21 protein-coding genes and 1 riboswitch are annotated in these 25,922 nt (G+C 46.0%); of the genes, 20 read left to right on the top strand and 1 reads right to left on the bottom strand.

Features of this window, described 5'->3' with window-relative positions:
- The first annotated feature begins 54 nt into the window (after positions 1-54).
- The 10 genes from DKT73_RS15605 to DKT73_RS15560 all read left to right on the top strand — a co-directional run bounded on the left by DKT73_RS15605 (position 55) and on the right by DKT73_RS15560 (position 11,789).
- Complete coding sequence (locus tag DKT73_RS15605; RefSeq protein WP_111639483.1) at positions 55-1,584, top strand: xylose ABC transporter ATP-binding protein; 1,530 nt, start codon at positions 55-57, stop codon at positions 1,582-1,584.
- Positions 1,577-2,707: a sugar ABC transporter permease gene (locus DKT73_RS15600; RefSeq protein WP_111639482.1), complete on the top strand. Its 1,131-nt coding sequence runs from the start codon at positions 1,577-1,579 to the stop codon at positions 2,705-2,707. The genes DKT73_RS15605 and DKT73_RS15600 overlap by 8 nt, the downstream gene beginning before the upstream one ends.
- Positions 2,708-2,768: 61 nt before the next feature.
- A complete protein-coding gene (xylB, locus tag DKT73_RS15595) occupies positions 2,769-4,217 on the top strand; it encodes a xylulokinase (protein ID WP_111639481.1) in 1,449 nt (482 codons plus the stop codon).
- A 127-nt stretch (positions 4,218-4,344) separates the two neighbouring features.
- Positions 4,345-5,532, top strand: coding sequence for a XylR family transcriptional regulator (locus DKT73_RS15590; RefSeq protein ID WP_111639480.1), 1,188 nt, complete (start codon positions 4,345-4,347; stop codon positions 5,530-5,532).
- Positions 5,533-5,725: 193 nt separating this feature from the next.
- Positions 5,726-6,736, top strand: coding sequence for a substrate-binding domain-containing protein (locus tag DKT73_RS15585; protein ID WP_111639479.1), 1,011 nt, complete (start codon positions 5,726-5,728; stop codon positions 6,734-6,736).
- 376 nt (positions 6,737-7,112) lie between these two features.
- Positions 7,113-8,057 (top strand): D-ribose ABC transporter substrate-binding protein, encoded by a 945-nt coding sequence (locus DKT73_RS15580; RefSeq protein WP_111639478.1) that lies wholly within the window; start codon positions 7,113-7,115, stop codon positions 8,055-8,057.
- 53 nt (positions 8,058-8,110) lie between these two features.
- On the top strand, positions 8,111-8,725 hold the full coding sequence (locus DKT73_RS15575; RefSeq protein WP_111639477.1) for a DUF2291 family protein: 615 nt from the start codon (positions 8,111-8,113) through the stop codon (positions 8,723-8,725).
- The gene (locus DKT73_RS15570) at positions 8,722-10,245 is read left to right on the top strand and encodes a sugar ABC transporter ATP-binding protein (protein ID WP_232827901.1); all 1,524 of its coding nucleotides are present in this window, start codon (positions 8,722-8,724) and stop codon (positions 10,243-10,245) included. The genes DKT73_RS15575 and DKT73_RS15570 overlap by 4 nt, the downstream gene beginning before the upstream one ends.
- A 1-nt stretch (position 10,246) precedes the next feature.
- Positions 10,247-11,311 carry an ABC transporter permease gene (locus DKT73_RS15565; RefSeq protein WP_111639475.1) on the top strand — a complete coding sequence of 355 codons (1,065 nt, stop codon included), beginning with the start codon at positions 10,247-10,249 and terminating at the stop codon, positions 11,309-11,311.
- Positions 11,312-11,348: 37 nt separating this feature from the next.
- Positions 11,349-11,789 carry an RbsD/FucU family protein gene (locus DKT73_RS15560; RefSeq protein WP_111639474.1) on the top strand — a complete coding sequence of 147 codons (441 nt, stop codon included), beginning with the start codon at positions 11,349-11,351 and terminating at the stop codon, positions 11,787-11,789.
- 121 nt (positions 11,790-11,910) lie between these two features.
- Here DKT73_RS15560 and xylA read toward each other — a convergent pair whose 3' ends face one another.
- Positions 11,911-13,230: a xylose isomerase gene (xylA, locus tag DKT73_RS15555; RefSeq protein WP_111639473.1), complete on the bottom strand. Its 1,320-nt coding sequence runs from the start codon at positions 13,228-13,230 to the stop codon at positions 11,911-11,913.
- Positions 13,231-13,504: 274 nt separating this feature from the next.
- Between xylA and DKT73_RS15550 the strand changes: the two genes are divergently transcribed.
- The 10 genes from DKT73_RS15550 (at position 13,505) to atzF (ending at position 25,818) form a co-directional block, all read left to right on the top strand.
- Positions 13,505-13,993, top strand: a complete 489-nt coding sequence (locus DKT73_RS15550) for a GNAT family N-acetyltransferase (RefSeq protein ID WP_111639472.1) — start codon at positions 13,505-13,507, stop codon at positions 13,991-13,993.
- A 268-nt stretch (positions 13,994-14,261) separates the two neighbouring features.
- Positions 14,262-14,864: a superoxide dismutase gene (locus DKT73_RS15545; protein WP_111639471.1), complete on the top strand. Its 603-nt coding sequence runs from the start codon at positions 14,262-14,264 to the stop codon at positions 14,862-14,864.
- A 2-nt stretch (positions 14,865-14,866) separates the two neighbouring features.
- Positions 14,867-15,757, top strand: coding sequence for a ZIP family metal transporter (locus DKT73_RS15540; RefSeq protein ID WP_111639470.1), 891 nt, complete (start codon positions 14,867-14,869; stop codon positions 15,755-15,757).
- Between the two features lie 189 nt (positions 15,758-15,946).
- A riboswitch (guanidine-I (ykkC/yxkD leader) is annotated at positions 15,947-16,054 on the top strand.
- Positions 16,055-16,116: 62 nt separating this feature from the next.
- Positions 16,117-17,169 carry a putative urea ABC transporter substrate-binding protein gene (locus DKT73_RS15535; RefSeq protein WP_111639469.1) on the top strand — a complete coding sequence of 351 codons (1,053 nt, stop codon included), beginning with the start codon at positions 16,117-16,119 and terminating at the stop codon, positions 17,167-17,169.
- Positions 17,170-17,232: 63 nt separating this feature from the next.
- Positions 17,233-18,051, top strand: coding sequence for an ABC transporter permease (locus tag DKT73_RS15530; protein ID WP_111639468.1), 819 nt, complete (start codon positions 17,233-17,235; stop codon positions 18,049-18,051).
- The gene (locus DKT73_RS15525; protein ID WP_232827900.1) at positions 18,048-18,806 is read left to right on the top strand and encodes an ABC transporter ATP-binding protein; all 759 of its coding nucleotides are present in this window, start codon (positions 18,048-18,050) and stop codon (positions 18,804-18,806) included. Before DKT73_RS15530 ends, DKT73_RS15525 begins: the two co-directional genes overlap by 4 nt.
- Positions 18,807-18,869: 63 nt before the next feature.
- Complete coding sequence (locus DKT73_RS15520) at positions 18,870-19,586, top strand: urea amidolyase associated protein UAAP1 (RefSeq protein WP_111639467.1); 717 nt, start codon at positions 18,870-18,872, stop codon at positions 19,584-19,586.
- A 2-nt stretch (positions 19,587-19,588) separates the two neighbouring features.
- Positions 19,589-20,230, top strand: a complete 642-nt coding sequence (locus DKT73_RS15515) for an urea amidolyase associated protein UAAP2 (RefSeq protein ID WP_111606084.1) — start codon at positions 19,589-19,591, stop codon at positions 20,228-20,230.
- A gap of 93 nt (positions 20,231-20,323) precedes the next feature.
- Positions 20,324-23,980, top strand: coding sequence for an urea carboxylase (gene uca / locus DKT73_RS15510; protein ID WP_111639466.1), 3,657 nt, complete (start codon positions 20,324-20,326; stop codon positions 23,978-23,980).
- Positions 23,977-25,818 (top strand): allophanate hydrolase, encoded by a 1,842-nt coding sequence (gene atzF / locus DKT73_RS15505; protein WP_232827899.1) that lies wholly within the window; start codon positions 23,977-23,979, stop codon positions 25,816-25,818. Before uca ends, atzF begins: the two co-directional genes overlap by 4 nt.
- Positions 25,819-25,922 lie beyond the last annotated feature (104 nt).

Raw genomic sequence — 25,922 nt, 5'->3', positions numbered from 1 at the left:
GCGCCATTTACGGCTGTTTTGTGTGTAAAAAAAGATGTAACAAGGGGTATCAACATGACGCAACCACTATTGGATATGCGTGGGATTGTTAAAAGCTTTTCGGGTGTTCGAGCTTTAAACGGTGTCAGTATTCAACTGGATGCTGGCGAAGTCTTGTCTATTTGTGGTGAAAATGGTTCTGGCAAATCCACCCTGATGAAGGTGCTGAGTGGCGTGTGGCCTTACGGCTCCTATGAAGGTGAAATTTTTTTTGCGGGCAATCTCGTTAAAGCATCGACCATTCGAGACACCGAAGCGCTCGGTATTGTGATTATTCATCAGGAATTGGCGTTGGTGAAAGAGTTATCTGTCATGGAAAATATTTTTTTGGGCAATGAGCTTGGCTCTTTTGCGCGGCTCAATGACGAAGCAATGCATCGTCGCACAACCGAGTTGCTTGCTCGGGTGAAGCTCAATGTATTACCTGATACGCCTGTCGGTGAATTGGGGGTGGGTCAGCAACAACTGGTTGAAATTGCCAAGGCGTTGAATAAGAACGTTAAACTGCTGATTTTAGATGAGCCAACCTCCTCTTTGACTACCACAGAGATCGATATCTTATTGAATATTGTCAGTGAGCTAAAACAGCAAGATATTGCCTGTGTTTATATTTCACACAAATTGGATGAAGTGTTGGCTCTGTCGGATTGGGTCACTGTGATTCGTGATGGGGATCATATTGCTACTAAATCAGCGGCACAACTGACGCAAAATGACATTATTAGCATGATGGTTGGGCGCGAATTAGACGAGTTATTCCCACGAGAAGAGCATGATATTGGCGATGTGGTGTTGCGTGTTAAACATGCTACGGCCAAACAATCGGGTGCGAATCGAGCTCAGGTTGAAGACGTTAGTTTCGAATTACGTCATGGAGAAATTCTCGGGATAGCCGGGTTAATTGGTTCTGGCCGTACCGAATTAATGCAGTGTTTATATGGATCTTACGATGGTGAGTACCAGGCCGAGGTTGAGTTAGAGGGGCAAATGGTGACGATTCGTTCTCAGCGTGCTGCACTGGAAGTGGGCATTGCTATGGTGCCAGAAGACCGCAAACGTCATGGAATTGTGCCCATTATGAGCGTTGGTCGGAATATTACCTTGTCAGTACTAGATCAATATTCTTCTTGGCTTGGTGGTGTTAATGAAGACAAAGAAAATCATGATATTGACGACTATATTGCGCAGTTAAAAGTCAAAACTGCGTCGGCAGATTTATCGATTAAGAACCTCAGTGGCGGCAACCAACAAAAAGCCATCATTGCCAAATGTCTGTTAACTCATCCAAAAATTTTGATTTTAGACGAGCCAACTCGAGGCATTGATGTGGGGGCGAAATACGAGATCTATAAATTGATGTTTACCCTCGTGAAACAAGGGATGTCGATCATTATGGTGTCGTCCGAGTTGTCCGAAGTGATTGGTATCAGTGACCGTGTGTTGGTTATGCATGAAGGGCGTTTAAAAGGACAATTTGATCATCAGGGTCTGACCCAAGAAATGATTATGAATTGCGCGATCAAAGAAGGTGTAGCAAATGTTTAAAACAATAAAAACCAGTCAATTACAATTATTTGCCATGTTGGCGGCTATGCTGCTGATTGTGGTCTTCTTTTCCATTGCGACCGATGGTGCGTTTATTTCACCACGGAATATTTCAAATTTAATTCGTCAAACGGCCATTGTGGGGGTGCTCGCTATTGGCATGGTGTTTGTCATTATCAGTGCAGAAATTGATTTGTCAGTGGGCTCTATGATGGGCTTATTAGGCGGGATTGCCGCGATTTTGGATGTTTGGTTTAACTTTCCTATTTTATTGACCGTATTGGTAACGATTGCCGCTGGGTTGGCTCTTGGTTTATTCAACGGTTGGTGGGTAGCGTATCAACGAGTACCGTCCTTTATTGTTACCTTGGCCGGTATGTTGGCATTTCGTGGCATTTTGGTTGGATTAACCGACGGTGCGACGGTGGCGCCAACGTCTGGCTCATTGGCGGTGATTGGTCAAAGTTATATACCCTCTGGTTGGGGGATGAGCGTGGTGGGCTTGTTGTGCCTTGGTTTGGTGGCAAAGGTTTATGCACGACGCAAGGCCAGAAAACACCATGGCGTCCAAAACCAAGGCGCAAAGTTTGAATACTCCAAGGCCTTGGTAGCGGTACTTGTACTGTTAGGACTGTTGTTTATTTTGGAAAGCTATCGCGGTATCCCAACCCCTATTTTCATTTTAGGAGGATTGATTCTAATGGCCAGTTATGTTGCGAAGCGAACGGCTTTTGGACGTCGACTTTACGCGATTGGGGGCAATATTGAAGCGACTCGCATGTCTGGTGTGAACGTTGAGCGAACCAAAATGATGGTGTTTGGTTTTAACGGCATGATGGTGGCCGTGGCGGCTTTGATTCTTACCTCTCGATTAGGCGCAGGCTCACCTGCGGCTGGTAATATGGCGGAGCTGGATGCTATTGCCGCCTGTGTGATTGGTGGGGCCAGCTTGGCTGGCGGTGTGGGCGCTGTATTTGGTGCCATCATGGGGGCGTTGATTATGGCGAGTCTAGACAATGGCATGAGCATGTTGGATGTGCCGACTTTTTGGCAGTTGATCGTCAAAGGTATGATTCTTTTGCTCGCCGTATGGTTGGATGTGAAAACCAAGAAAGCGCAGTAAAGGTCATTTAGCGACAAGCTCATGAACGAGGGTGACGATTAACAAAATAAAGGACAATTTTATGTATATAGGTATCGACCTCGGCACCTCAGGTGTCAAAGTGATTTTAATGGCAGAAGAAGGCCATGTAATAGCCAGTTGTTCATCGCCTTTATCCGTGTCTCGGCCGTTTGATCTGTGGTCCGAGCAGAACCCAGAAGACTGGTGGCAAGCGACGGATTTGGCCATGTTACAACTGTCGAGAGAGAACAATCTGCAGAATGTAAAGGCCATTGGGTTGTCGGGTCAGATGCACGGCGCGACGCTATTAGATAAAAAAGGCGAGGTGTTAAGACCAGCAATTTTGTGGAATGACGGACGCTCTCATGAAGAATGTTTGCTGTTGCAAAGACGCTGCCCTGAAGTGCAGGCGATCACGGGGAATTTGGTGATGCCGGGTTTTACCGCGCCTAAGTTGCTTTGGGTAAAACAACACGAACCAGAGATTTTTAGCCAAATAGACAGGGTGTTGTTACCGAAAGATTACTTGCGTTTTCGCATGACAGGCGAGTTTGCTACGGATGTGTCTGACGCCTCGGGCACCCTTTGGCTAAACATGGAACAACGTGCTTGGAGTGACACCATGTTGAGTGCCACAGGACTAACGGCCGAGCAAATGCCTAGTGTGTTTGAGGGAACTCAAATCACCGGCGTGATTTATGACGATTTAGCGAAACGCTGGTCTATGCCGATTGTTCCTGTGGTGGCGGGTGGTGGCGATAACGCGGCAGGTGCTGTGGGTATGGGAATTATTTCGCCAGAGCAAACCATGTTATCGCTGGGTACATCTGGAGTGATTTTTGCGGTAAGTGATGGTTTTACCGCCAATCCTGCTATGGCATTGCACAGCTTTGGCCACGCGATCCCTAATACTTGGCATACTATGTCGGTAATGTTAAGTGCGGCAAGCTGCATTGATTGGGTAACCAAATTAGCGCAGTTTAGCAGTGTGGAAGCAGCGTTATTAGCGGCGGAGAATCGGATAGATCAGGATAATAGCCTTCTCTTTTTGCCGTATCTAAGTGGCGAAAGAACGCCACACAATGACCCTAATGCAAAAGGTGTTTTTTGGGGCATGACCCATGAAACTTGCGCCGCAGATCTGGTTCAGGCTGTGCTTGAAGGCGTGACCTTTGCTCTATTAGATGGGATAGACGCCGTACGTTCTGCGCAAAATATCAGTGACAGTATTGATGTGATTGGCGGCGGTGCAAAAAGTGCTTTTTGGTTACAAATGTTGGCGGATGTATTTAACGTGCCGATGGATTATCGCGCAGGGGGCGACGTGGGGCCAGCGTTGGGTGCGGCCCGCTTGGCAGCGATTGGTGATCAAGGTCCTGGGGCCTTAAAGACTATTTGTAGCAAGCCCGAGCTTATTAAGCGATATTTTCCAAATCAGACAAACGCCGCTCGATACATTGAAAAGCGCGAGCGTTTTCAGGACTTATATCAAAGAGTAAAAGGGCGGTAACCCTTACGGATTAAGTAAGTAGGTGTTACGATTTTTTCAAAGTTGTTTCTGATTTTTGTTATGCCTAGTGCAGATAAAGACGACAAGGGTATGATGGGGTAATAATAAAAATTAGAGACGCTTTTGTATGTTTGAAAAACGCTACCGACTTAATCTCGTGTTCAACGCTAATAAGGTCTACGATCGGCAAGTGATTGAAGGAATAGGCGAATATTTACAAGCCGCGCAATGCGATTGGGATGTGTATTTTGAAGACGATTTTCGTTCTCGGCTTGATGCGCTAAAACATTGGAAAGGGGACGGCATTATTGCCGATTTTGATAACCCTGAAGTGGAAGAAATACTAAAAGAAACCGAGATTCCTACCGTGTCGGTTGGCGGCTCTTATCATCATAAAAAAGATTATCCTCGTTTACCTTATGTAGCGACGGACAACGCGGCATTAGTGCGCTGTGCGTATCAACATTTGAAGCGTAAGGGCTTGCCGCAGTTTGCTTTTTACGGTGTGCCCAGTACGGATTACAGTCGCTGGGCAAGTGAGCGCGAATACGCCTTTGTCGAGCAAGTTCGTTCCGATGGCTTTGAACCTCATGTGCACCAAGGTTTTTGCACCTCGGCGGAAATTTGGGAAACAGCCCAGCATGCATTAGAAAATTGGCTAAACAATCTCCCCAAACCCATCGGCATTATCGCTGTCACCGATTCCCGTGCACGGCATTTATTACAAGTTTGTGATCACTTGAATATCTTGGTGCCAGAGCAAGTAGCGATTGTTGGGATCGATAACGAAAACATGGCCCGGTATTTAAACCGTACTGCCTTGTCTTCTGTAGAGCAGGGCAGTAAGCAAATGGGTTATGAAGCCGCTAAAATGCTGCATCGTATGTTGCTCGGTTATCCTGTGGACAATTCGCTGGTGGTGGTCGATCCAATTGGTGTTGCGGAAAGACAGTCTTCAGACTATCGAGCTTTGCATGATCCTTATGTCATTCAAGCCATGCATTTTATTCGCCACAATGCCTGTCGTGGTGTGAAAGTCGCGCAAGTCGTGGACTACATAGGTATTTCAAGAACGAATCTAGAAACCCGCTTTATCGACGAAATTGGCTGTTCAATGCACGAACAACTGCACATGACTAAGTTTTATCGCGCCTGTGAGCTGATTACGTCGACCGATTTACCTTTTGATGAAATTGCCCGAACCTGTGGTTATCCTTCCGTGCAATACATGTACACTGTGTCTCGTAAAAATTTAGGGATGACGCCTGGGGAATATCGTGTGTCATCGCGGTTGGGCAAAGAAAATAAACAGTGATTTGCGCATTTAGAAAAACTCTTGATGCATTTTAACGACGTCGTTAAGTATACTTCCTGAAAAGCGATTGGATGCTGAGTGATTGTTTTCTAAATAAAAGCTAAAGATAAGCGATTGATCTGTTTGCTTTTATTTAGAAAATTTGATGGACTCTGACTCTGGTTATGACGGTTTATAAAAGGGGAGTATAAGTTTGTCTGCGACCATCAAAGATGTTGCATTACGGGCGGGTGTATCGACAACCACCGTCTCTCATGTTTTGAATAAAACGCGCTTTGTCGCCAAAGCCACACAAGAACGAGTTTTTCAAGCCGCTGAAGCGCTCAATTATGCGCCCAGTGCCGTTGCACGCAGCTTGAAGGTCAAAAATACCAAAAGCCTTGGCATGTTGGTGACGACTACATTGAATCCCTTTTTCGCTGAATTGGTCAACGAAGTTGAGAAGTGCTGTTACCGAGAGGGTTACAATCTTGTGCTGTGCAATACCGATGGTGAGCTCGAAAAAACCAATTCTTATCTGCGAATGTTAACGCAAAAACGCGTCGATGGCATTTTGGTCATGTGTTCTGCCTATGATGATTCGCTGTTTAGCTCCTTGATCGGTCAGCGCAATTTGCCCATGGTGGTGATGGACTGGGGACCTTCTGACGATTATGTTGATCGTATTCAAGATAACTCCGTGAAAGGGGCGCATTTAGCGATTCAGCATTTGGTTGAACAGGGCCATAAGCGCATCGCTTACATTGGCGGTCCATTAACAAAACTTCCGGCCAAACAGCGTTTAGAAGGCTTTCTTGAAGCCATGGCGCAAGCCAATTTAGCCATCCAAGATGATTGGGTGATTGAGTCTGACTTCGAGTTCGAAGGGGGCAAACTAGGTATGCGCCAGTTGTTGTCTTGTTCAAGTTTGCCCAGTGCGGTGTTTATTGGTAACGATGCCATGGCAATGGGCGCCATGAGCGAAGCGCAATTGTCAGGTATTAAGATTCCACAGCAATTGTCGGTCGTTGGATATGATAACTGCATGTATTCTGCTTATTTTAGTCCACCTCTGACCACCATCAATCAGCCCAAAGAACGATTAGCTGAGTTGGCGATTAGTACCATGATCGAGCGGATTGAGAATCCACGTCAAGAAGGTAAGATGATTATGTTGGAGCCAAACCTAGTGGTTCGTGCTTCAGTCTCTGCGATTCCTTTTTAAGTTCAGTTTTTGTTTGAAAAGCGTCCCTGCTATTGGGTGCCTTCGTACCCAATGCGTCTTGTTGTTTTCTGTGTATTTTACTTTCAGTTTTTTAACGTTTCATCCTGATCTTAACTAAAAAGTCGACTTTTTAGTGTGATTAAAGCCGTTATCAGCAAGAAAAATCCTTATAATTCAGTTGTTTGATTGTTTGTCGTTAAATTACACCAGATAATCATGGTCATGGGGTCTTAACTATCTGATAAATAGGGTTTTTTCTTATTTATCAAGAATTCATTGACAACTTCTATGTGCTTAATATAAAAATAGCAAACGATTACGCAATCGTTTGCTATTCGATATATTTTAATAAAAATAAGCATACCGGAGACATACAATGATAAAGAAAACCTTCTTGAAATCTTGCCTTGCTGCAACCTTACTCACCTTAGCCAGTACCAGCGTGTTGGCTAGCAATGGTTTGATCGCCATTATCACTCCATCCCATGACAACCCATTTTTTAAAGCCGGTGCCGAAGGCGCGGATGCGAAAGCCAAAGAATTGGGTTACGACACTTTAGTGGCGTCTCATGACGGTGATGTAAACAAACAAAACCAGTTGATTGAAACGGCCATTGCTCGTCAAGCCAAAGCGGTGATTTTGGACAATGCGGACGCAGACGCCAGTATTGGATCACTAGAACGTCTGAAAAAAGCGGGTATTCCGGCTTTCTTATACGATCGTGAAATCAATAAAACCGGTATCGCTGTCACGCAAATCGTCTCAAATAACTTCCAAGGTGCTCAGCTTGCTGGTGAGAAGTTTGTCGAATTAATGGGCGAAGGTGGTGAATACGTTGAACTAGTTGGGCCAGAGTCTGACACTAACGCACAAGTACGCAGTGAAGGTTTCCACGATATCGTTGATAACTTCCCTGAGTTCAAAATGGCGGCTCGTCAGTCTGCCAACTGGAGCCAAACCGAAGCGTTTAGTCGTATGGAGTCGATTTTACAAGCGAACCCAAACATTAAAGGCGTGTTTACAGGGAATGACTCTATGGCATTGGGCGCAGAAGCGGCACTTCAAGCCGCGGGCCGTAAAGATGTCTTCATCGTGGGTTTTGATGGTCTAGATTACGCACGTGATTCGATTTTGAAGGGCTCAAACATCAAAGCAACGGTGATGCAACCAGCTTACGCTCAAGCACAGCGCGTTGCTGAGCAAGCCGATCTATACATTCGTACCGGCTCAACAGGATTGCCAGAAAAACAACTCATGGATTGTGTATTGATTGATGGTTCTAATGCGAAAAATCTTAGCAACTTCGCGCTAAAACAATAACAACCTGATTCGGAGTGTTCATTATCGAGCACTCCGACTCTTTGGGTAACATTATGTCTTATAAAAAACTCTTTCAATCTATTGGGCTTATTGCCTGCCTCAATCTGCTGACAGCTTGTACCGTTACGGATTTAGATGCTGAAGGCAATCCTATTATTCCTAAAGATCCTAATGCCGTGGTGAGCTTTGCAGATTTTACTTTGGCAGAAGTGGCTGATCAGCTTTGGCTACCTAAAGTCTTTCCAGAGGCGACACAAGACTTCACTCCATGGGAAAGTATTAAGTCCCAGTTAGATACCCAGCAAATCACCAGCAAACAAAGCTTTTTTGTGCGTTTAGAGGGCACCATCGATAGTGTGGAGCTAGGCAAAATGAAAGGTGTGATTAAGCTTAACGTAGACGATACCGATATCGACTTACAAGTGGGACGTATCATCAAAGGCAATGCGATTCGTGATGCGTCTAAATATGTGTTGTTTGATGATTTTAAAAACCAAATTCGCTTCGCTCAAATTTCACGTGAGCTTAATAATCTTGCTATGGCGTCCATTGGTGAGCCAGATGCTAGCTGGGTAGGCGAAAAAGCCACAGTTATTGCAGCGATTACGATAGATCAAAATGTCATCAGTGATGCGGTACCAATGCAGATTACGCGCGGAGGCAAATGATGAGCCAAGCTAATGCAGACATCGTCATTCGTGCTGAAAAAATCTCCATGATTTACCCAGGAACTATCGCTTTAAACGAAGTGGATTATCGGGTGTATCGCGGTAAAGTAAACGTCATCATCGGTGAGAATGGTGCGGGTAAATCCACCTTGATGAAAATTTTGGCGGGTGTTCAGCAGCCGAGCAAAGGCACCATTTATTTAAACGATGAAGCCGTTGTTTTTCAGCATACTCGTGATGCTGCCGCCAAAGGTATTGGCATGGTGCATCAGGAGTTGAATCTCTTTGGCAACCTCACTGTGGCGGAAAATATCTTCTTAGGACGGGAAAAACAGCGAGGTTTGCTGCCACTTGATACCGCGGAGCAGCATAGAGTAACTGCTGAGCTCATGGCGCGCCTTGACCAAGACATTGCGCCTTCTGAACTACTGTCTAACTTGAAAGTGGGTCAGCAGCAGTTGATCGAAATCGCCAAAGCCTTGGCCGATGAAGCAGATGTGCTGATTTTGGATGAACCCACTTCGGCCTTGAGTAAAACCGAGGTTGAGTTGCTGTTTAAAGTCATTCGAGACTTAACCGCTCAGGGCGTTTCCATTATCTATATTTCCCATCGTTTAGAAGAGTTAATGGCGATTGGCGATCACATTACGATTTTACGCGATGGGCATTTCCAGTCTGAAGCAGAAGTCAAAGACATCGATGTGCCGTGGATTGTCAGAGAGATGTTGGGCAGCGACCCTGTGTCTAATTTCTTGAAACCGGGGCGCAAATTTGGCGAGCCCGTACTAGACGTTAAAAATATCAAACTGATCAACGAAATGGGTCATACCTTGGTTGATGACGTATCGATGGACGTGAAGTCCGGCGAGATAGTTGGTGTTTACGGGCTCATGGGTGCAGGCCGAACAGAGCTAATGGAATGTCTACTTGGTCTGCAAGAATATTCAGGTGATGTGGACATAGCAGGGCAGAAAGTAACGGCCAAAATGGACACCAGCGATCGCATTCGATTGGGTATTTGCTTGGTGCCAGAAGATCGTAAAAAGAATGGTATTTTCCCGATTTCGTCAGTCAGCAATAACATGACGATTTCGAGCTTATGGCGTCGACTCAAGCATCGCTTTTCCATTGATGAAAAAGCCGAAGCTGAAGCGGTAACATCTGCCATTGGTGATCTGTCTATCAAGGTGTCTTCTCCTGATATTGAAATACGCGCATTGAGTGGCGGCAATCAACAAAAAGTGGTGATTGGTCGAACCTTGTTAACCAGCCCAAAGGTGTTGCTACTGGATGAGCCAACGCGTGGCATTGATATCGGTGCGAAAGCCGACGTGTTTAACATGATGGTGACACTTTCAGAGCAAGGAATAGGCGTGTTGTTTTCGACCTCTGACCTGAAAGAAATTATGGCGGTGTCTGATCGCATTCTGGTGATGTCCGGAGGCAAATTAACCGCCAACATACTTCGATCCGAAGCCACAGAATCAGCACTTGTGTCAGCAAGCGCGCAAGGACTTTAATATGAAAATTTCTCAAAATATGGCGTCTCAATCATCGTCGGTTTTCTCTGGCGAAAGTCTGTTATTGCTCGCACTAAAAATGCGAACCTTTATTGCGTTATTTTTAATTCTGGCGTTTTTCACCTTTATGGTGCCGGGCTTTTTGGCGGCGAGTAGTGTGGTCATTATGGTGAAGCACATTGCCATCAATGCCTTTTTGGCGCTTGGCATTACCTTCGTCATTATCACTGCTGGTATCGACCTTTCGATTGGTGCGATTCTGGGGTTTTGTGGCATGGTTGCGGGTTGGTTGATTACCAAGGGGATCGTTTTGCCGATGTTTGGCATTGCTATCTTTCCTAGTGTTTGGCTGATTGTGCCGATTGTCTTGGTGATTGGTGGTTTGATTGGCGCCATTAATGGCATTTTGATCACCCGTTACAATGTTGCGCCTTTCATTTGTACCTTGGGCACCATGTACGTTGTGCGCGGTGCGTCCATGTTATTGTCTGGTGGTGAAACCTTTACCGGTTTGTCTGGTAATGCTCAGTTGGGCAACACGGGTTTTGAATTGATTGGTTCTGCGAAATTACTGGGTCTGCCTTATGCGATTTGGATGATGTTTATCCTCGCTGGTGTGATTGCCTATATCGCCAAAAGAACCCAATTTGGTCGCCATGTTTTTGCAATCGGTGACAACGAGCATTCTGCCGAGTTGTCTGGTGTGAAAGTGCGTAGCGTGAAAGTGTGGGTATACACCATTTCAGGTCTTTGTGCGGCTATTGCGGGCATCGTGGTGTCTTCTCAATTGGTGGCCAGTCATCCAGCAACGGGCGTCTCTTTTGAAATGAACGCCATTGCCGCCGTAGTTTTGGGTGGAACTTCTTTGGCGGGGGGCCGCGGTACGATCATGGGCACGCTGATTGGCGCTTTCGTTATTGGTATTTTGGCCGATGGTTTGGTGATGATGGGCGTCAGTGAGTTTTGGCAAATGGTCATTAAAGGTGTGGTAATTATCCTGGCTGTCATCATTGACCAAAAACAAAGTCGTTTGCAGCATAAAGCGGCCATCGTGCAACAAAAATAGATTTTTGCTTTAACCTATCAGTGATTAGGGAATAAACATGCTAAAAAATATAGATCCCTTGCTAAGCGGGGAATTACTGAATGTACTGCGCACCATGGGTCACGGTGACGATATTGTGCTGGTGGATCGTAACTTTCCAGCGGCTTCTATGGCCGCAGGAAAACCAGTTATTCGCTTAGATGGCGTGAATGTTATTCAAGCGGCTAAGGCGATTTTATCAGTATTGCCATTGGATACTTTCGTTGAGCAGCCCGTGACACGCATGCAAGTGGTGGGCGAAGCTGAATCTGTGATGCCAGAAGTGCAGCAAGAATTCGCGGCTGTTCTAAAAGCGGCTGACAGTGAGAATGCGGAAATGGGATCGTTAGAACGCTTTGCTTTTTATGAAGCGGCAAAAAAAGCCTACGCTTTTGTTGTGACCGGCGAAGGACGAGGTTATGGTTGCTTTTTATTGAAAAAAGGCGTGATATTTTCTTAATAGCCTTTAGTAACGTTCAACCTAAATCTAAGCAATACTAAAAAACACAGGTCAGCGTTTGTTGGCCTGTGTTTTTTACTTTTAGGCTGCTTAACTTTGATCTAACGGCTTATTTGAACGCTTATTTAAAGATGTAGCCATTTACCATATTTTCGAGCATTTCTTGGCGGCCAGAAACTGGCTGAGGATCTAGGTTATTTTTCTCAGCGTATTCTGCAAGGTCTTGCAGGGTGTGCTTGCCTGCTAAAATATCCGCACCTAAGGTGTCATTCCATTTCGCATAGCGTTGATCTACAAAGTTCGCCAGTTTCTCGTCTTCGATCATCTTAACCGCGCGCTCTAACGACAGGGCCAGGGTATCCATGGCGCCAATGTGACCATGGAATAAATCTTCCAGATCCATCGATTGACGACGTAGCTTGGTATCGAACATGTAACCGCCCGTTTTGAAACCGCCGGACTTTAGAATCTCATAAGTGACGAGAGTGTATTCTTCCACACTCGTAGGGAATTGATCAGTATCCCAGCCTAGCTGTGCATCACCTTGGTTGGCATCAACAGAGCCAAGAATGCCCAAAGAGCAGGCGGTGGCAATTTCATGATGAAAACTGTGGCCAGCCAAGGTGGCGTGGTTGGCTTCGATATTCACCTTGATTTCTTTCTCAAGACCAAACTCTTTTAAGAAGCCATAAACGGTTGCGGTATCGTAATCGTATTGATGTTTGGTTGGTTCCGCTGGTTTTGGTTCGATCAACAAGGTGCCTTCAAAACCTATTTTGTATTTGTGCTCAACCACCATTTGCATGAAGCGGCCAAGCTGCGCACGTTCGCGTTTTAGATCCGTGTTTAATAGGGTTTCATAACCTTCACGGCCGCCCCATAAAACATAGTTTTCGCCTTTAAGGGCTTTAGTGGCATTCATCGCATGGAACACCTGAGTCGCCGCATAGGCGAAGATTTCAGGGTTAGGATTGGACGCCGCACCAGACATGTATCGTGGGTTAGAAAAGGCATTCGCTGTGCCCCACAATAGCTTGATGCCAGTGGCTTCTTGCTTGGCTTGTAGAACCTCGACCATTTGCGCAAAGTTATTAATGTATTCTTTGATCGAGCGGCCTTCTGGGCTGACATCCACATCGTGAAAGCTGTAATAGGGCACACCCAGTTTAGTAAAAAACTCAAACGCCGCATCGGTTTTTAGCTTCGCCGCTGCCATTTCCGAATCTGCTTTAAACCAAGGGCGATCAAAGGTATTCGCGCCAAACACATCGCTGCCTTGCCAACAAAACGTATGCCAATAACACACCGCCACGCGTAAATGTTCCGCCATGGTTTTGCCCATCAACATTTTATTTGCGTCGTAATGTTTAAACGCAAAAGGGTTGCTTGATCCCGCACCTTCATACTTGATAACCGGTACAGCTTTGAAAAATTCGCTCATATCAGAACTCCTGACTATTGTTATTTTTAATCCATACGAATGATTGTTTGTTTAGGTGATTGCTTCAATTACGAAATTTTCTGAGCGCGTTATTGAATTTGTTGGGGGAATAGGTAGGAGGAATACCAAGCCACCCACCGTTAGAAGCCAGTTATAGCAAGGGGTTGGGTTTTACTTGTTGGTTAAATGCTTCAAATAATGCTTCTGTTTTTGTGAAAATGATGAATACTGAACGGAGTCACTTTTTCTTTGCCTGATATTAATCGGAGTCGTTATGTCTTTTTTGGTGTCGATGTCAAAACCGTTTTTTGCCTCTTATATTGAAGAGCTGATTGTGCAGTATGCGCGGGAAAATGTGGAATCGGGCCGCTGGCAGAAAACAGGATCATTGTCTCGTTCCAGACGAGATATAGAGCGGTTGTTACCGCGTGGAATAGACACAGATAACAATCATTTTTTTGAGATGAAAGTACCCGATGTAAACGAGACTGTGGGTATGATATGGCTGTCGCTAGAGAACAGTAGCACCACGAGTACGGTGTTTATTTATGACTTAGAAATCAAGGCTGAACATAGACGAAAGGGTTATGCCAAGATTGCGCTAAAGGAAATTGAAGACTTCGCAGCAACGCACAACATTGTCAATATTGGCCTGCATGTGTTTTCTCATAATGATGCCGCTCAAAAGCTATACGCTGAGATGGGTTATGAAACGGTCAGCGTCAATATGGTCAAGAAAATCGAACAAACGAAAATGTCATAGCACGGCATTGGTATCGCTCACTTTTCATGGCTTTAAGCCTATCCGCTCCAATCCTATCCGCTTTATGCTGATCGCCTTTTCCACTTTATTTCTCTCTATAACTCAGTGTGTTTTTAGACCCTGACTCGCTTAATCCTTTTTCGAATACGAGACTCTCTTCGTAATCACTGTACATGGGTGTCGAGGTGGGTTGCAAAATAGGATTTGCATTTGTTATTAATAGAAATAATAATGATTCTTCTTATCGTTATTTATTTTGGAGAATAAGATGCCTTTTACTTTGCCTGAACTGCCTTATGCGTATACCGCTTTAGAACCACACATTGATGCGTTGACGATGGAGATTCATCATAGTCGCCATCATCAGACCTATGTAAATGGCTTGAATGCTGCGTTGGAAGGAACCGCTTATGCGGATTGGTCTCTTGAGCGCCTGTTGCGAGAGATTACGTCATTGCCAGAAAACGTTCAGGGTGCGGTGCGTAATCATGGCGGTGGTCATGCGAATCACAGTTTGTTTTGGTTGGTGATGTCACCAGAAGGGGGTGGTGAGCCACAAGGAGCATTAGCAGACGCGATTCAGCAAAGCTTTGGTAGTTTTGAAGAATTTAAACAGCTGTTTATTAAGGCAGCATTGAGCCGATTTGGCAGTGGTTGGGCTTGGTTGGTGAAAGATCAGCAAGGTAACTTGCAGGTTACCAGCAGCGCCAACCAAGACAGCCCATTAATGGATGGATTGACACCGATTTTGGGCTTGGATGTTTGGGAACACGCTTATTATTTGCAGTATCAAAATAAACGTCCTGACTACGTCGCGGCATTTTTTAATGTCATCAAGTGGTCACAAGTTGCTGTGTGGTATCAGGAGTAAGCATGAAGTTGACTCTGTTGTCGCTACCTAGAATTCGTGTGCGAAAGTGGATCGGAAGCATTATTTTAGTGCTAGGTGCCTATACCGCCATTGATCAATTTGTTGTATTGCTACAGCAACATTCTCAGGTGCGTTATGCTTTTTATGCGGGTGTTGTGGCGGCAGCGGCGACGGCTATAGGCGCCTTGCCTGCTTTGTTTCTGCATCGGTTATCACAAAAATTGCACGACATTATGCTGGGATTTGGTGCTGGGGTGATGCTAGCAGCTTGTATGTTTTCTCTTATTATCCCTGCCTTAGCGTTGTTAGAAGGCAGTGGTGCTTCGCCTTGGTATCGCTCTGGTTCTGTGGGGGCGGCAATTTTATTGGGCGGTGCGTTTATGTTGGTATTGGAACGCCTTGTGCCACACCAACATTTTATTAAAGAGGAAGACAGGTTACGTGGTCAAACTTTGCGGCGCAGCTGGTTATTTGTTTTTGCCATCGCTCTGCATAATATTCCGGAAGGTTTGGCGATAGGCGCGTCTTTTGCCAGTGGCGATGTGTCGGCAGCTACGGCTTTAACAACGGGTATCTCAATTCAGGATATTCCAGAAGGGTTAGTGGTTGCCATGGCGCTATTGGCCGTAGGTTACAGCCGTCTATTAGCGGTAAGTATTGCGGTACTATCAGGTTTAACTGAGCCTATTATGGCGGTTATTGGCTCGGTGGTATTGGGCGAGTCTAGCTTGTTGTTGCCTTTAGGGTTGGCTTTGGCTGCGGGTGCTATGTTGTTTGTGATCAGTCATGAAATGATTCCAGAATCACATCGTCAAGGTCACGAGCTGGCGGCCACAAAAGGGTTAATGTTAGGTTTTGTTCTGATGATGCTATTGGATACAGCGTTGGCTTAATTGCATAAAAATGGTGCGCGAATAATGAAATGGGCTTTTTTAGCCCATTTTTTGTTGTTCGTTACTGTCTGTATGTGGCAAAAAATACGTTAAAGCCAGACAAATTCAGGGTTCTGTATAACTGGCATACAATCTGCTTTATCTAGGTTGTTCGTACCCTTGGAAAGTCGAACATCACAAGTTAGATTATCAATAGAGAGCTAGGGTTCCGATTTCGAATTTATCGAAGTGTCTGGTCCGAGAGCTTTCGACCTTGACAGTTTCAAGGTTACACGGCGGGACAAAAGCCCGGGAGACCACATGGCGATATTGCCAAGGGTACTCCGTGTGTAATTAAACAAACTGAAAAGGTAACTGCCATGAAATACTCCGCAAAAAAAGTAACCGTTCTACTGTTTACGCTTCTCCTGTCTGCTAATACCTTTGCCGCTGATAAATTTAAGGTTTGTTGGTCTATTTATGTCGGTTGGATGCCTTGGGCCTATGCGGCGCAAGAAGGGATTGTCAAAAAATGGGGGGACAAATACGGTATCGACATCGATGTGGTGCAAATCAATGATTACGTCGAATCCATCAACCAATATACCGCTGGCCAATTTGATGCTTGTGCGATGACCAATATGGATGCGCTGACCATTCCGGCGGCAGGTGGTGTGGACAGTACGGCGTTAATTGTTGGCGATTTCTCTAATGGGAATGACGCCGTTATCTTGAAAGATAAAAACCAGTTAGCGGACATCAAAGGCCAAAATGTCAATTTAGTCGAATTAAGTGTGTCACATTATTTATTGGCTCGTGCTTTGGATTCGGTGGGCCTTAGTGAAGCGGATGTGAATGTAATTAACACGTCTGATGCTGATATGGTGTCAATTTATGGGACCAGTGACGTGACCTCTGTGGTGACATGGAACCCTTTGTTAAGCGAAATTACGTCCATGCCTAAGTCAAATAATGTGTTTGACTCTTCGCAAATCCCCGGTGAAATCATCGATATGTTGGTCGTTAATACCGATACGCTGAAAGCGAACCCTAATTTAGGTAAGGCTTTAGTGGGTGCTTGGTATGAAGTCATGGCGTTAATGAGTGGTACGGACCAAGCGGCGATCGATGCGCGCACAGCTATGGCGGAAGCCTCTGAAACCGATTTAGAAGGTTACGATTCTCAGCTTGCCAGCACAAAAATGTTTTATACCCCAGAATCAGCGTTGGCTTTAACGAACAGCAAAGAATTGATTGCAACCATGCAGCATGTGGCGGAGTTCTCCTTTGATCATGGTTTGTTAGGCGATGGTGCTCCTGATGCTGGCGTCATTGGTATTGAGACCCCCGTCGGTGTGTTTGGTAACGCTGATAACATCAAGCTTCGCTTTGATCCAACTTACATGCAAATGGCCGCAGACGGTCAACTTTAATCATCCACGCTATACGCTCTACTTAGAAAGGGAACATTAAGTAGAGCGTCATGGGATAAAAGCATGAAAAAACTCATAAATTATAAGCCAAATCGAACAAGCAATATTTTGCTCGGGTTGTTGCCATTCGCCGTGCTCATCATGGTGTACATGGTGAGTTCTGACGCTCGATTGGCCATGAACCCTGACGACAAACTGTTGCCTGCGTTTAGTCAAATGGGGGAGTCTATGTATCGCATGGCGTTTGAACCCAGTAAGCGTTCGGGGGAACTGTTGTTCTGGCAAGATACCGCAAGCAGCTTGACGCGTTTGGCTTTGGGTGTGCTGATCGCGGGCATTGTCGGCTTGTTTGTTGGCGTGCTAACGGGAGCCTTGCCAATTTTTTCGGCTGGTTTTTCGCCTTTGCTGACGGTGGTGTCTTTGGTGCCGCCACTGGCCTTGTTGCCCATTTTGTTTATCGTCGTTGGTCTTGGTGAGGTGTCAAAAATTACCTTAATCGCAATAGGAATAACGCCCTTTATTGCCCGAGATATCCAGCGACGCACTCAAGAGATTCCAGCTGAGCAACTGGTGAAAGCGCAAACGTTAGGCGCGAGTACCAGCCAGATATTAGTCCGTGTGGTGTTACCGCAAATTATGCCGAAATTGATTGATGCTGTCCGTTTGTCTTTAGGGGCGGGATGGTTGTTTTTGATCGCGGCGGAAGCCATAGCCTCGACGGACGGTCTTGGTTATCGGATATTTTTAGTACGTCGCTATTTGTCTATGGATGTAATTTTGCCCTATGTGGCGTGGATTACACTGTTGGCATTTCTGGTGGATTACTTGCTCAATAAGTTAAACCGTCGACTCTTTCCTTGGAATGTAGAGGGGCAGTCATGAGTGAGAAAAAAACCAATAAAGTCATGATTCAAGCAAAAAATATCGGCAAACGTTATGGTCAAGACATCATTCTCGAACGTGTCAATGTGAGAGTGCAAGAAGGGGAGTTTATTACCCTAGTCGGTGCGTCTGGCTGTGGCAAAAGTACCTTTTTGAAGATGATTTTGGGAATTGAATCGGCCACAGAAGGAGAGTTGCTCTTGGATGGTAAGCCGATACCCAATGAGCCAGGTTCAGATCGCGGCATTGTGTTTCAGCAATATTCGGTGTTTCCCCATATGACGGTGTTGCAAAACGTGATCGCTGCGAAGGGTTTTCAGAAATCCTCGATGACTGGTTATTTGTTTGGCAAAGAGAAAGATGTTGCTAACCAAGAAGCCCGTGAAATGCTGGAGCAAGTAGGGCTCGGTCATGTATTGAACCGTTATCCTCATGAGCTATCCGGTGGGATGAAGCAGCGTCTTGCCATTGCCCAAGCGGTCATTTGTAAACCACGAATTTTACTGCTGGATGAGCCATTTGGTGCCCTTGATCCTGGCATTCGAGCGGATATGCATGCGTTGGTGTTGGATCTTTGGCGTAAGCATAAGCTGACTATTTTTATGGTTACTCATGATCTAAAAGAAGGCTTTTATCTCGGCACGCGTTTATGGGTGTTCGACAAGTTACGTCATGATCCTCATGCGCCAAACGCTTATGGAGCTTCGATTACTTATGACTTGCCTGTTGGTCATATGCCTGAGCCACTTTTTTGACGAAATAGATCAACGTATTCGACCGCTTTCCAATACTGAGCAGAATACAGAGGAAAAGAGATTATGAATAAATATCAAACCATTATCCCTGCCGCGAGTCATTGGTCACTTCGTGTACGTCGCGGCATGCAAATGACTCTGACGGATATTGAAGGCGATGCTAATGTCGGCCTGGTGTTTTATAACCCTGAAAACTTACTGGAGCGTTACAACGCACCGGATACATTAAAAGGTCAACACACCTTTAAACTCACTAAAGGTCATTGTCTGTACTCTGACATGGGACGGATATTTGCTTCCATCATTGAAGACACCGTTGGCTGGCACGAGACGGTCAGTGGGAATAGCCATGCTTCACACATCGAGTCGAAGTGGGGTAAACGTGACTATCAAAATGACCGTAATGGCTGGATGCAAAATGGTCACGATGCCATGTTGGTGGAAATGGCCAAATACGGTCTAACCAAAGCTGACATTGCTGCGAACTTGAACCTATTCAGCCGAGTCAGCACCGACGCCAACGGCAATATGTTGTTGGTTGAAGGAAACAGTCCAGCGGGTTCTAGTATCACTTTACGTTTTGAAATGGACACCTTGGTGATGCTGCACACTTGTCCGCATCCGTTGAGCAAGGTCACCCATTATCCAAGAAAACCCGTTGCCATTGTGTTAGAAAAAGCTGCCCCTGTGGCGATGGATGATTTTTGTAAAATGTCTCGTCCTGAAAATCAACGCGGTTTTGCCAACAACGAACTCTACTATTTTGGTGCCGAGGCCTAATCATGATCAAAGAAAGCTTATTAAAAGCAGAAAATGCCAATGCGATTTACCACGTAGATGCCGGTGATTATTTTATTGGCGTCGTCAAAGCGGGTAGTACGTTTCGAATTGTTGATTTAGAAGGCAACCAAGCCGCAGATACCTTGTTTTATAACGCCAATGACCCAGCCGAGCGATACAGTGCCACTGACACGATCCGTGAACAAGGCAATGTGTATTTAACCGCTGGCTCGGAAATCCGCTCTAACGAAAATAACGTCATGTTGGAAATCGTCGCGGACACTTGTGGTCGTCACGACACTCTGGGCGGAGCGTGCGCGACAGAAAGTAATACCGTGCGCTATGACTTGGAAAAGCGTTGTATGCATGCTTGTCGAGACAGCTGGATGTTGGCGATTGCCGAAAACCCAGAGTTTGGCTTGTCGAAACGTGATATTAGCCACAACATTAACTTTTTTATGAATGTGCCTGTCACTGAAGCAGGCGGTTTGACGTTTGAAGACGGTATTTCTGCGCCCGGTAAATACGTAGAGATGGTGGCGAAAATGGACATTATTGTGTTGATCTCGAACTGTCCTCAATTGAATAACCCTTGTAATGGCTATAACCCAACACCAGTTGACATGCTCGTGTGGGATAAATAACTGTCAACCGACAGAACCGATGATTTTTAGCTAGCTCAGTGGACGGCCACTGATGTGTATCTCGCTCCGGGACGGCCCGGCCAAGGTTGAACCATGTTTAACAAGGTCTTAATTGCCAATCGTGGCGCCATTGCGACACGTATTATTTGCACTCTTAATAAAATGCAGATTGGCTCGGTAGCGGTCTTCGCTGAATCCGATGCCAAGAGCCTGCACGTCAAACGTGCTGACGAAGCTTTCTCCTTAGGCGAGGGCGGTGCCAGCGACACCTACTTGGATATGGAGAAAATCCTGCGTATAGCCAAACAATCTGGCGCTCAGGCGATTCACCCAGGCTATGGTTTTTTGAGCGAGAACGCGACTTTTGTACGCCGCTGCGAAGAAGAAGGTATTGCATTTATTGGTCCCACCGCCGAACAGATGGTGGAGTTTGGTTTGAAACACCGAGCACGCGAATTGGCAAAAAAAGCCAGTGTGCCATTATCGCCAGGTTCTGAATTGCTTACTGATTTAAATTCCGCTTGCCAAATCGCCATCGAGATTGGTTATCCTGTGATGTTAAAAAGTACCGCAGGCGGTGGCGGTATTGGCATGCATTTATGTCACGATGAAAAAGGCTTGCGAGACAACTTTGATTCGGTACGCCGATTGGGGGCGAATAACTTTGCCGATGACGGTGTTTTTTTAGAGAAGTTTATTGCTCGCGCCCGTCATATCGAAGTGCAGATTTTTGCCGATGGTAAAGGTGGTGCCTTAGCATTGGGCGAACGGGACTGTTCGAGCCAACGTCGTAATCAAAAAGTTGTCGAAGAATGTCCTGCGCCAAACTTAACGGATGAGGTACGCCAGCACCTTCATCAAACGGCCGAATTATTATTGTCGTCCGTTCAGTATCGTAACGCGGGGACGGTCGAGTTTATCTATGATATGGACACCGATAAATTTTACTTCTTGGAAGTGAATACGCGCCTTCAGGTCGAACACGGCGTTACGGAAATGGTCTATGGTGTGGATTTAGTGGAATGGATGATTCGTCTTGCTGCCGATGAAGATCTTGCTCTGGACAGTAAGCGTGCAGGATTAAAAGCGAATGGTCATGCGGTACAGGTGCGCATTTACGCAGAGGATCCCTATAAAGATTTCCAACCTTGTGCGGGTTTATTGAGTGAGGTTCAGTGGCCTGTAGCGAATGCCGATTCGGCAGTTCGCATTGACTCTTGGATCGAAACGGGCATTGAAGTCTCGCCTTATTTTGATCCCATGCTCGCCAAAGTCATCGTCCATCAAGAAAGTCGCGATGCCGCCTTTGCTAAGCTAAAAGTAACATTAGACAGTTGCCACTTATATGGCACGGAAACCAATCTAGACTACCTTAAAAACTTGGTCTCGGATCCTCTGTTGCTGCGCGGTGAAGTGAGCACTCGTTACCTCAATTCGTTTGTCTATCAACCGAAACGCATTGATGTGTTAAGTGGTGGAACTCAAACCACATTGCAAGATTTTCCTGGTCGTCAACATCATTGGAATGTGGGCGTACCGCCGTCTGGTCCCTTTGATAATTACCATTTCCGCTTAGCGAATCGATTGCTTAACAATCCAGATTCTGCTGTTGCCATGGAAATTACTTTACAAGGACCGAGCTTGACGTTCAGTTTCGAGACGTGCGTGGCGATTTGTGGTGCCACGATTGATGCGAAAATTGATGGTCAAGTGATTGAGCAAAACAAAGTAGTCTTTGTCAAAGCAGGCGACACGTTAACCTTGGGGCGCATTAAAGATAAAGGCGCACGAGCCTATTTGGCCGTGGCGGGTGGTTTTGATTGTCCTGATTATTTAGGGTCTAAATCCACCTTCACCTTGGGGCAATTTGGTGGGCACAATGGGCGGTCTCTTCAAACGGGTGATGTCTTGCATGTGCTTGATGTAGACGCGACTCAGTTAAGCGGTTTGTCTTCTAAGCCCATCCCTGACGTATTTTTCTCGCAGATGGATCACACGGTAGAACTACGTGTGATTTACGGTCCACACGGCTCTCCTGATTTTTTCACCCCAGAAGACATCAAGATGTTTTTCGATACGGATTGGGAAATTCACTACAACTCCAGCCGAACGGGCGTGCGTTTGATTGGCCCAAAGCCTAAATGGGCACGTAACGATGGTGGCGAAGCTGGTTTGCATCCGTCTAATATTCACGATAACGCTTACGCCTTTGGTAGTGTGGATTTCACCGGGGATATGCCGGTTATTTTGGGGCCGGATGGCCCATCTCTTGGTGGCTTTGTGTGTCCTGCCACCGTCATTACAGCCGATTTATGGAAGCTGGGGCAATTGAGAGCGGGGGATAAAATCCGTTTTATTCCTGTGACCTTGGAAGATGCCGTGGCGTTAGAAGCCGCGCAAAATGAAGGCTTGGCTAATTTGACGGCATTTGAACAAGCTGTTTCCGATTGTGAGTCTTCTTGTGAAGTGCAGACGCCGATTTTAAAAACCTTACCAGCCGAGCGCTTTGGTGATGAAATCGTCTATCGAGCGGCAGGAGATCATTTTTTGCTGGTGGAATATGGCGAGCAAATATTGGATATCCGCTTACGTTTCCGCGCTCATGCCTTAATGCAATGGTTGGAGAAACATCCATTAAAAGGCATGCGTGAACTGACTCCGGGTATTCGCTCTTTGCAAATTCATTATGACAGTCAACAACTGAGCTATCGGGATCTGTTGGATCATTTGGAATTGGCCGAGCAAGCCTTACGTTCGCAGCTTGATGAGCTCAAAGTACCGTCCAGAATTGTGTATTTGCCGTTGTCTTGGGATGACAAAGCCTGCCAAGAAGCCATCGACAAATACGCGCAATCCGTGCGTTCTAATGCCCCTTGGTGTCCAAGTAATCTAGAGTTTATTCGTCGTATTAACGGTCTAGATAATATTAACGATGTGAAAAATATCTTGTTCAGTGCCAGTTATTTGGTCATGGGCTTGGGGGATGTGTATCTCGGTGCGCCGGTGGCCACGCCTATTGATCCTCGTCATCGTTTAGTGACCACCAAATACAATCCTGCGCGCACATGGACAGCAGAGAACTCAGTCGGTATTGGGGGCTCTTATCTTTGTGTGTACGGTATGGAAGGTCCTGGCGGTTATCAGTTTGTTGGTCGAACACTGCAAATGTGGAATCGCTATCGTCAAACAAGCGCCTTTACCAAGCCTTGGTTGTTACGCTTCTTTGATCAGATTCGTTTCTATGAAGTGAGTCACGAAGAGCTGGATCAAATCCGTAAAGACTTCCCCCACGATAACTATGGTATTCGCATTGAAGAGAGCACCTTTTCTTTGGCTGACTACCAGAGCTTTATTGATGAAAACCAAATCAGCATTGATGAATTTAAGCAAGTGCGCAATCACGCTTTTGAGGCCGAGCTAGCCCGCTGGCATGCCAATGGTCAATTCCATTTTGATACCAACGAAGCGGAAACGGTCGTAACCGACATTACTTGGAGCGAAGACGCTACCGTCGTTGATAGCCCTGTGTCTGGCAGTGTTTGGCAAACCCAAGTGAAAGAAGGCGATCAGGTGCAAGCGGGGCAACTGTTGGTAATTTTAGAGTCTATGAAAATGGAAATCCCGATTTACGCTCCCGCCGCTGGTGTCGTATCTGATTTGTTATTAAAAGATGGCAGTCGTGTGAATGCAGGGCAGGCGATTGTCGTGTTGGAGGCCTTGTTGAAGGAATGTGTGGAGGAAAAAGCATGAGCATCAGTATGAGAACTAACGATACAAATGAGAATACATTAGATATGGGATTTTCCGCACTACGCAGTGCTTTTCAAGCAGGCACTACAACACCTGAAAGTGTGATGGCGGACATACGTGAGCGCGCGAAAGATTACGCAGATCATAACATTTGGATTCATCTCTTAACGGCAACCGAGCAAGCGGTTTGGTTGGATGGCTTGAAAAGCAAAAACATGGACACGCATCCTCTGTGGGGAATTCCGTTTGCGATTAAAGACAATATCGATCTTGCTGGTATTCCAACGACAGCCGGTTGTGAAGCCTTTGCTTACACGCCAACACAATCCGCCAAAGTAGTGCAACAGCTGATTGATGCCGGTGCCATTCCGGTTGGCAAAACCAACTTGGATCAGTTTGCTACCGGCTTAAATGGTACGCGCTCACCGATTGGTGCGTGTCATAACTCGTTTAATTACGACTACATCAGTGGTGGTTCTAGCTCGGGATCGGCGGTGGCAGTGGCGCTTGGCTTGGCCAGTTTCAGTTTGGGCACAGACACCGCAGGTTCTGGTCGCATTCCAGCTTGCTTTAATAACTTGATTGGCGTGAAGCCGAGTATTGGTTTGTTGTCTGCCACGGGCCTAGTGCCAGCCTGTCGTAGCTTGGATTGCATCACTATTTTTGCCTATAACACAGACGACGCCAACATTGCTTTAGCGGCGGCAGAAGGCTTTGATGCAAAAGACGGCTACAGCCGCCAGAACCCATTTGATAATCAAGCTCGTCACTATGGTTTACGCACTGGTCCGTTAAAAGTGGGCGTGATTCCGGCTCATCAGTTGAAATTCTTCGGTGACGAAAACTACGAAAAAGCCTATTTGCAAACCTTGGCATTATTAAAAGAGCAGGGCTTTGCCTTCCAAGAAATTGACTACGCACCGTTTGATGAAATTGCTAAATTGTTGTACGAAGGTCCTTGGGTGTCGGAACGTTATATAGCCACTCAGCCCTTGATTGATCAGAACCCTGAGGCGATTTTCCCTGTGGTACGCGAGATTATCGCACCGGGTGGAAAACCGCCAGCAACGGCTTTGTTCAAGGCGCAATATCGTCTTCATGACTTAAAGCAAATTTGCTTGGCACAAATGGCCAACGTCGACTGCTTACTCACACCCACAGCAGGTCGTCATTTTACCGTGGCAGAAATGCTGGCCGAGCCAATCAAACGCAACAGTGAATTGGGCTATTACACTAACTTTATGAACCTGATTGACTTGGCATCCATCGCCGTACCGACGATGATGACAGAGAATGACATGCCATTTGGTATCACGTTGGTCGGACCAACTTTCAGTGATCGCACGTTGATGTCGATTGCTAACCGCATCCAACAAGCACTTCCTCTGAAAAAAGGCGCTTTGGAAGTGTTGGCAGCCCCAAGCACCACGACTCCTGTGGGGAATAACCAACTTATTGATGTGATGGTTTGTGGCGCTCACTTAGCAGGCCAACCGCTTAACTGGCAGCTTACTGAACGTGGCGCTCGCCTGAAAACCGCAACAACCACGGCTTCTACCTATCGTATGTATGCACTGGCTGGTGGTCCACCACTTCGCCCAGGTTTGGTTCTTGATAAAGACAACGGGGATGCCATCAAAGTGGAAGTTTGGTCTGTGCCCGCGCAACACTTCGGTAGTTTTGTTGCCGGTATTCCTGCGCCTCTTGGAATCGGTAAAGTGGCACTCGCCGATGGTAGCCAAGTAGTGGGATTTATCTGCGAGCCTTATGGAATCGAAGGTGCTACTGAGATCACACATCTAAAAGGTTGGCGAGCGTATTTAGCAACATTGAAATAGTGTTCTTTTTTGAGCAATAGATAACACCATTCCTCTAGTTTATAACGGAATGGTGTTATCTCTATCTAGCTCTTTTCTAAGCCACCCACCTCAGTAAGCCAGTA

This window comes from Marinomonas shanghaiensis (assembly GCF_003259175.1).
In the GTDB taxonomy this organism is placed as follows: Bacteria; Pseudomonadota; Gammaproteobacteria; order Pseudomonadales; family Marinomonadaceae; genus Marinomonas; species Marinomonas shanghaiensis.
The sequence above is the reverse complement of the archived record's forward strand: the minus strand, read 5'-3'. Positions and strand labels throughout refer to the sequence as shown.

Bases quoted from the DNA above. Each gene is read 5' to 3' on its own strand.
- DKT73_RS15520 (WP_111639467.1), top strand. From the start codon at position 18,870: ATGAATAAATATCAAACCATTATCCCTGCCGCGAGTCATTGGTCACTT.
- DKT73_RS15605 (WP_111639483.1), top strand. From the start codon at position 55: ATGACGCAACCACTATTGGATATGCGTGGGATTGTTAAAAGCTTTTCG.
- xylA (WP_111639473.1), bottom strand. From the start codon at position 13,230: ATGAGCGAATTTTTCAAAGCTGTACCGGTTATCAAGTATGAAGGTGCG.
- DKT73_RS15540 (WP_111639470.1), top strand. From the start codon at position 14,867: ATGAAGTTGACTCTGTTGTCGCTACCTAGAATTCGTGTGCGAAAGTGG.
- DKT73_RS15525 (WP_232827900.1), top strand. From the start codon at position 18,048: ATGAGTGAGAAAAAAACCAATAAAGTCATGATTCAAGCAAAAAATATC.
- DKT73_RS15560 (WP_111639474.1), top strand. From the start codon at position 11,349: ATGCTAAAAAATATAGATCCCTTGCTAAGCGGGGAATTACTGAATGTA.
- DKT73_RS15590 (WP_111639480.1), top strand. From the start codon at position 4,345: ATGTTTGAAAAACGCTACCGACTTAATCTCGTGTTCAACGCTAATAAG.
- DKT73_RS15515 (WP_111606084.1), top strand. From the start codon at position 19,589: ATGATCAAAGAAAGCTTATTAAAAGCAGAAAATGCCAATGCGATTTAC.
- DKT73_RS15600 (WP_111639482.1), top strand. From the start codon at position 1,577: ATGTTTAAAACAATAAAAACCAGTCAATTACAATTATTTGCCATGTTG.
- DKT73_RS15580 (WP_111639478.1), top strand. From the start codon at position 7,113: ATGATAAAGAAAACCTTCTTGAAATCTTGCCTTGCTGCAACCTTACTC.
- xylB (WP_111639481.1), top strand. From the start codon at position 2,769: ATGTATATAGGTATCGACCTCGGCACCTCAGGTGTCAAAGTGATTTTA.
- DKT73_RS15575 (WP_111639477.1), top strand. From the start codon at position 8,111: ATGTCTTATAAAAAACTCTTTCAATCTATTGGGCTTATTGCCTGCCTC.
- uca (WP_111639466.1), top strand. From the start codon at position 20,324: ATGTTTAACAAGGTCTTAATTGCCAATCGTGGCGCCATTGCGACACGT.
- DKT73_RS15535 (WP_111639469.1), top strand. From the start codon at position 16,117: ATGAAATACTCCGCAAAAAAAGTAACCGTTCTACTGTTTACGCTTCTC.
- atzF (WP_232827899.1), top strand. From the start codon at position 23,977: ATGAGCATCAGTATGAGAACTAACGATACAAATGAGAATACATTAGAT.
- DKT73_RS15545 (WP_111639471.1), top strand. From the start codon at position 14,262: ATGCCTTTTACTTTGCCTGAACTGCCTTATGCGTATACCGCTTTAGAA.
- DKT73_RS15530 (WP_111639468.1), top strand. From the start codon at position 17,233: ATGAAAAAACTCATAAATTATAAGCCAAATCGAACAAGCAATATTTTG.
- DKT73_RS15550 (WP_111639472.1), top strand. From the start codon at position 13,505: ATGTCTTTTTTGGTGTCGATGTCAAAACCGTTTTTTGCCTCTTATATT.
- DKT73_RS15565 (WP_111639475.1), top strand. From the start codon at position 10,247: ATGAAAATTTCTCAAAATATGGCGTCTCAATCATCGTCGGTTTTCTCT.
- DKT73_RS15570 (WP_232827901.1), top strand. From the start codon at position 8,722: ATGATGAGCCAAGCTAATGCAGACATCGTCATTCGTGCTGAAAAAATC.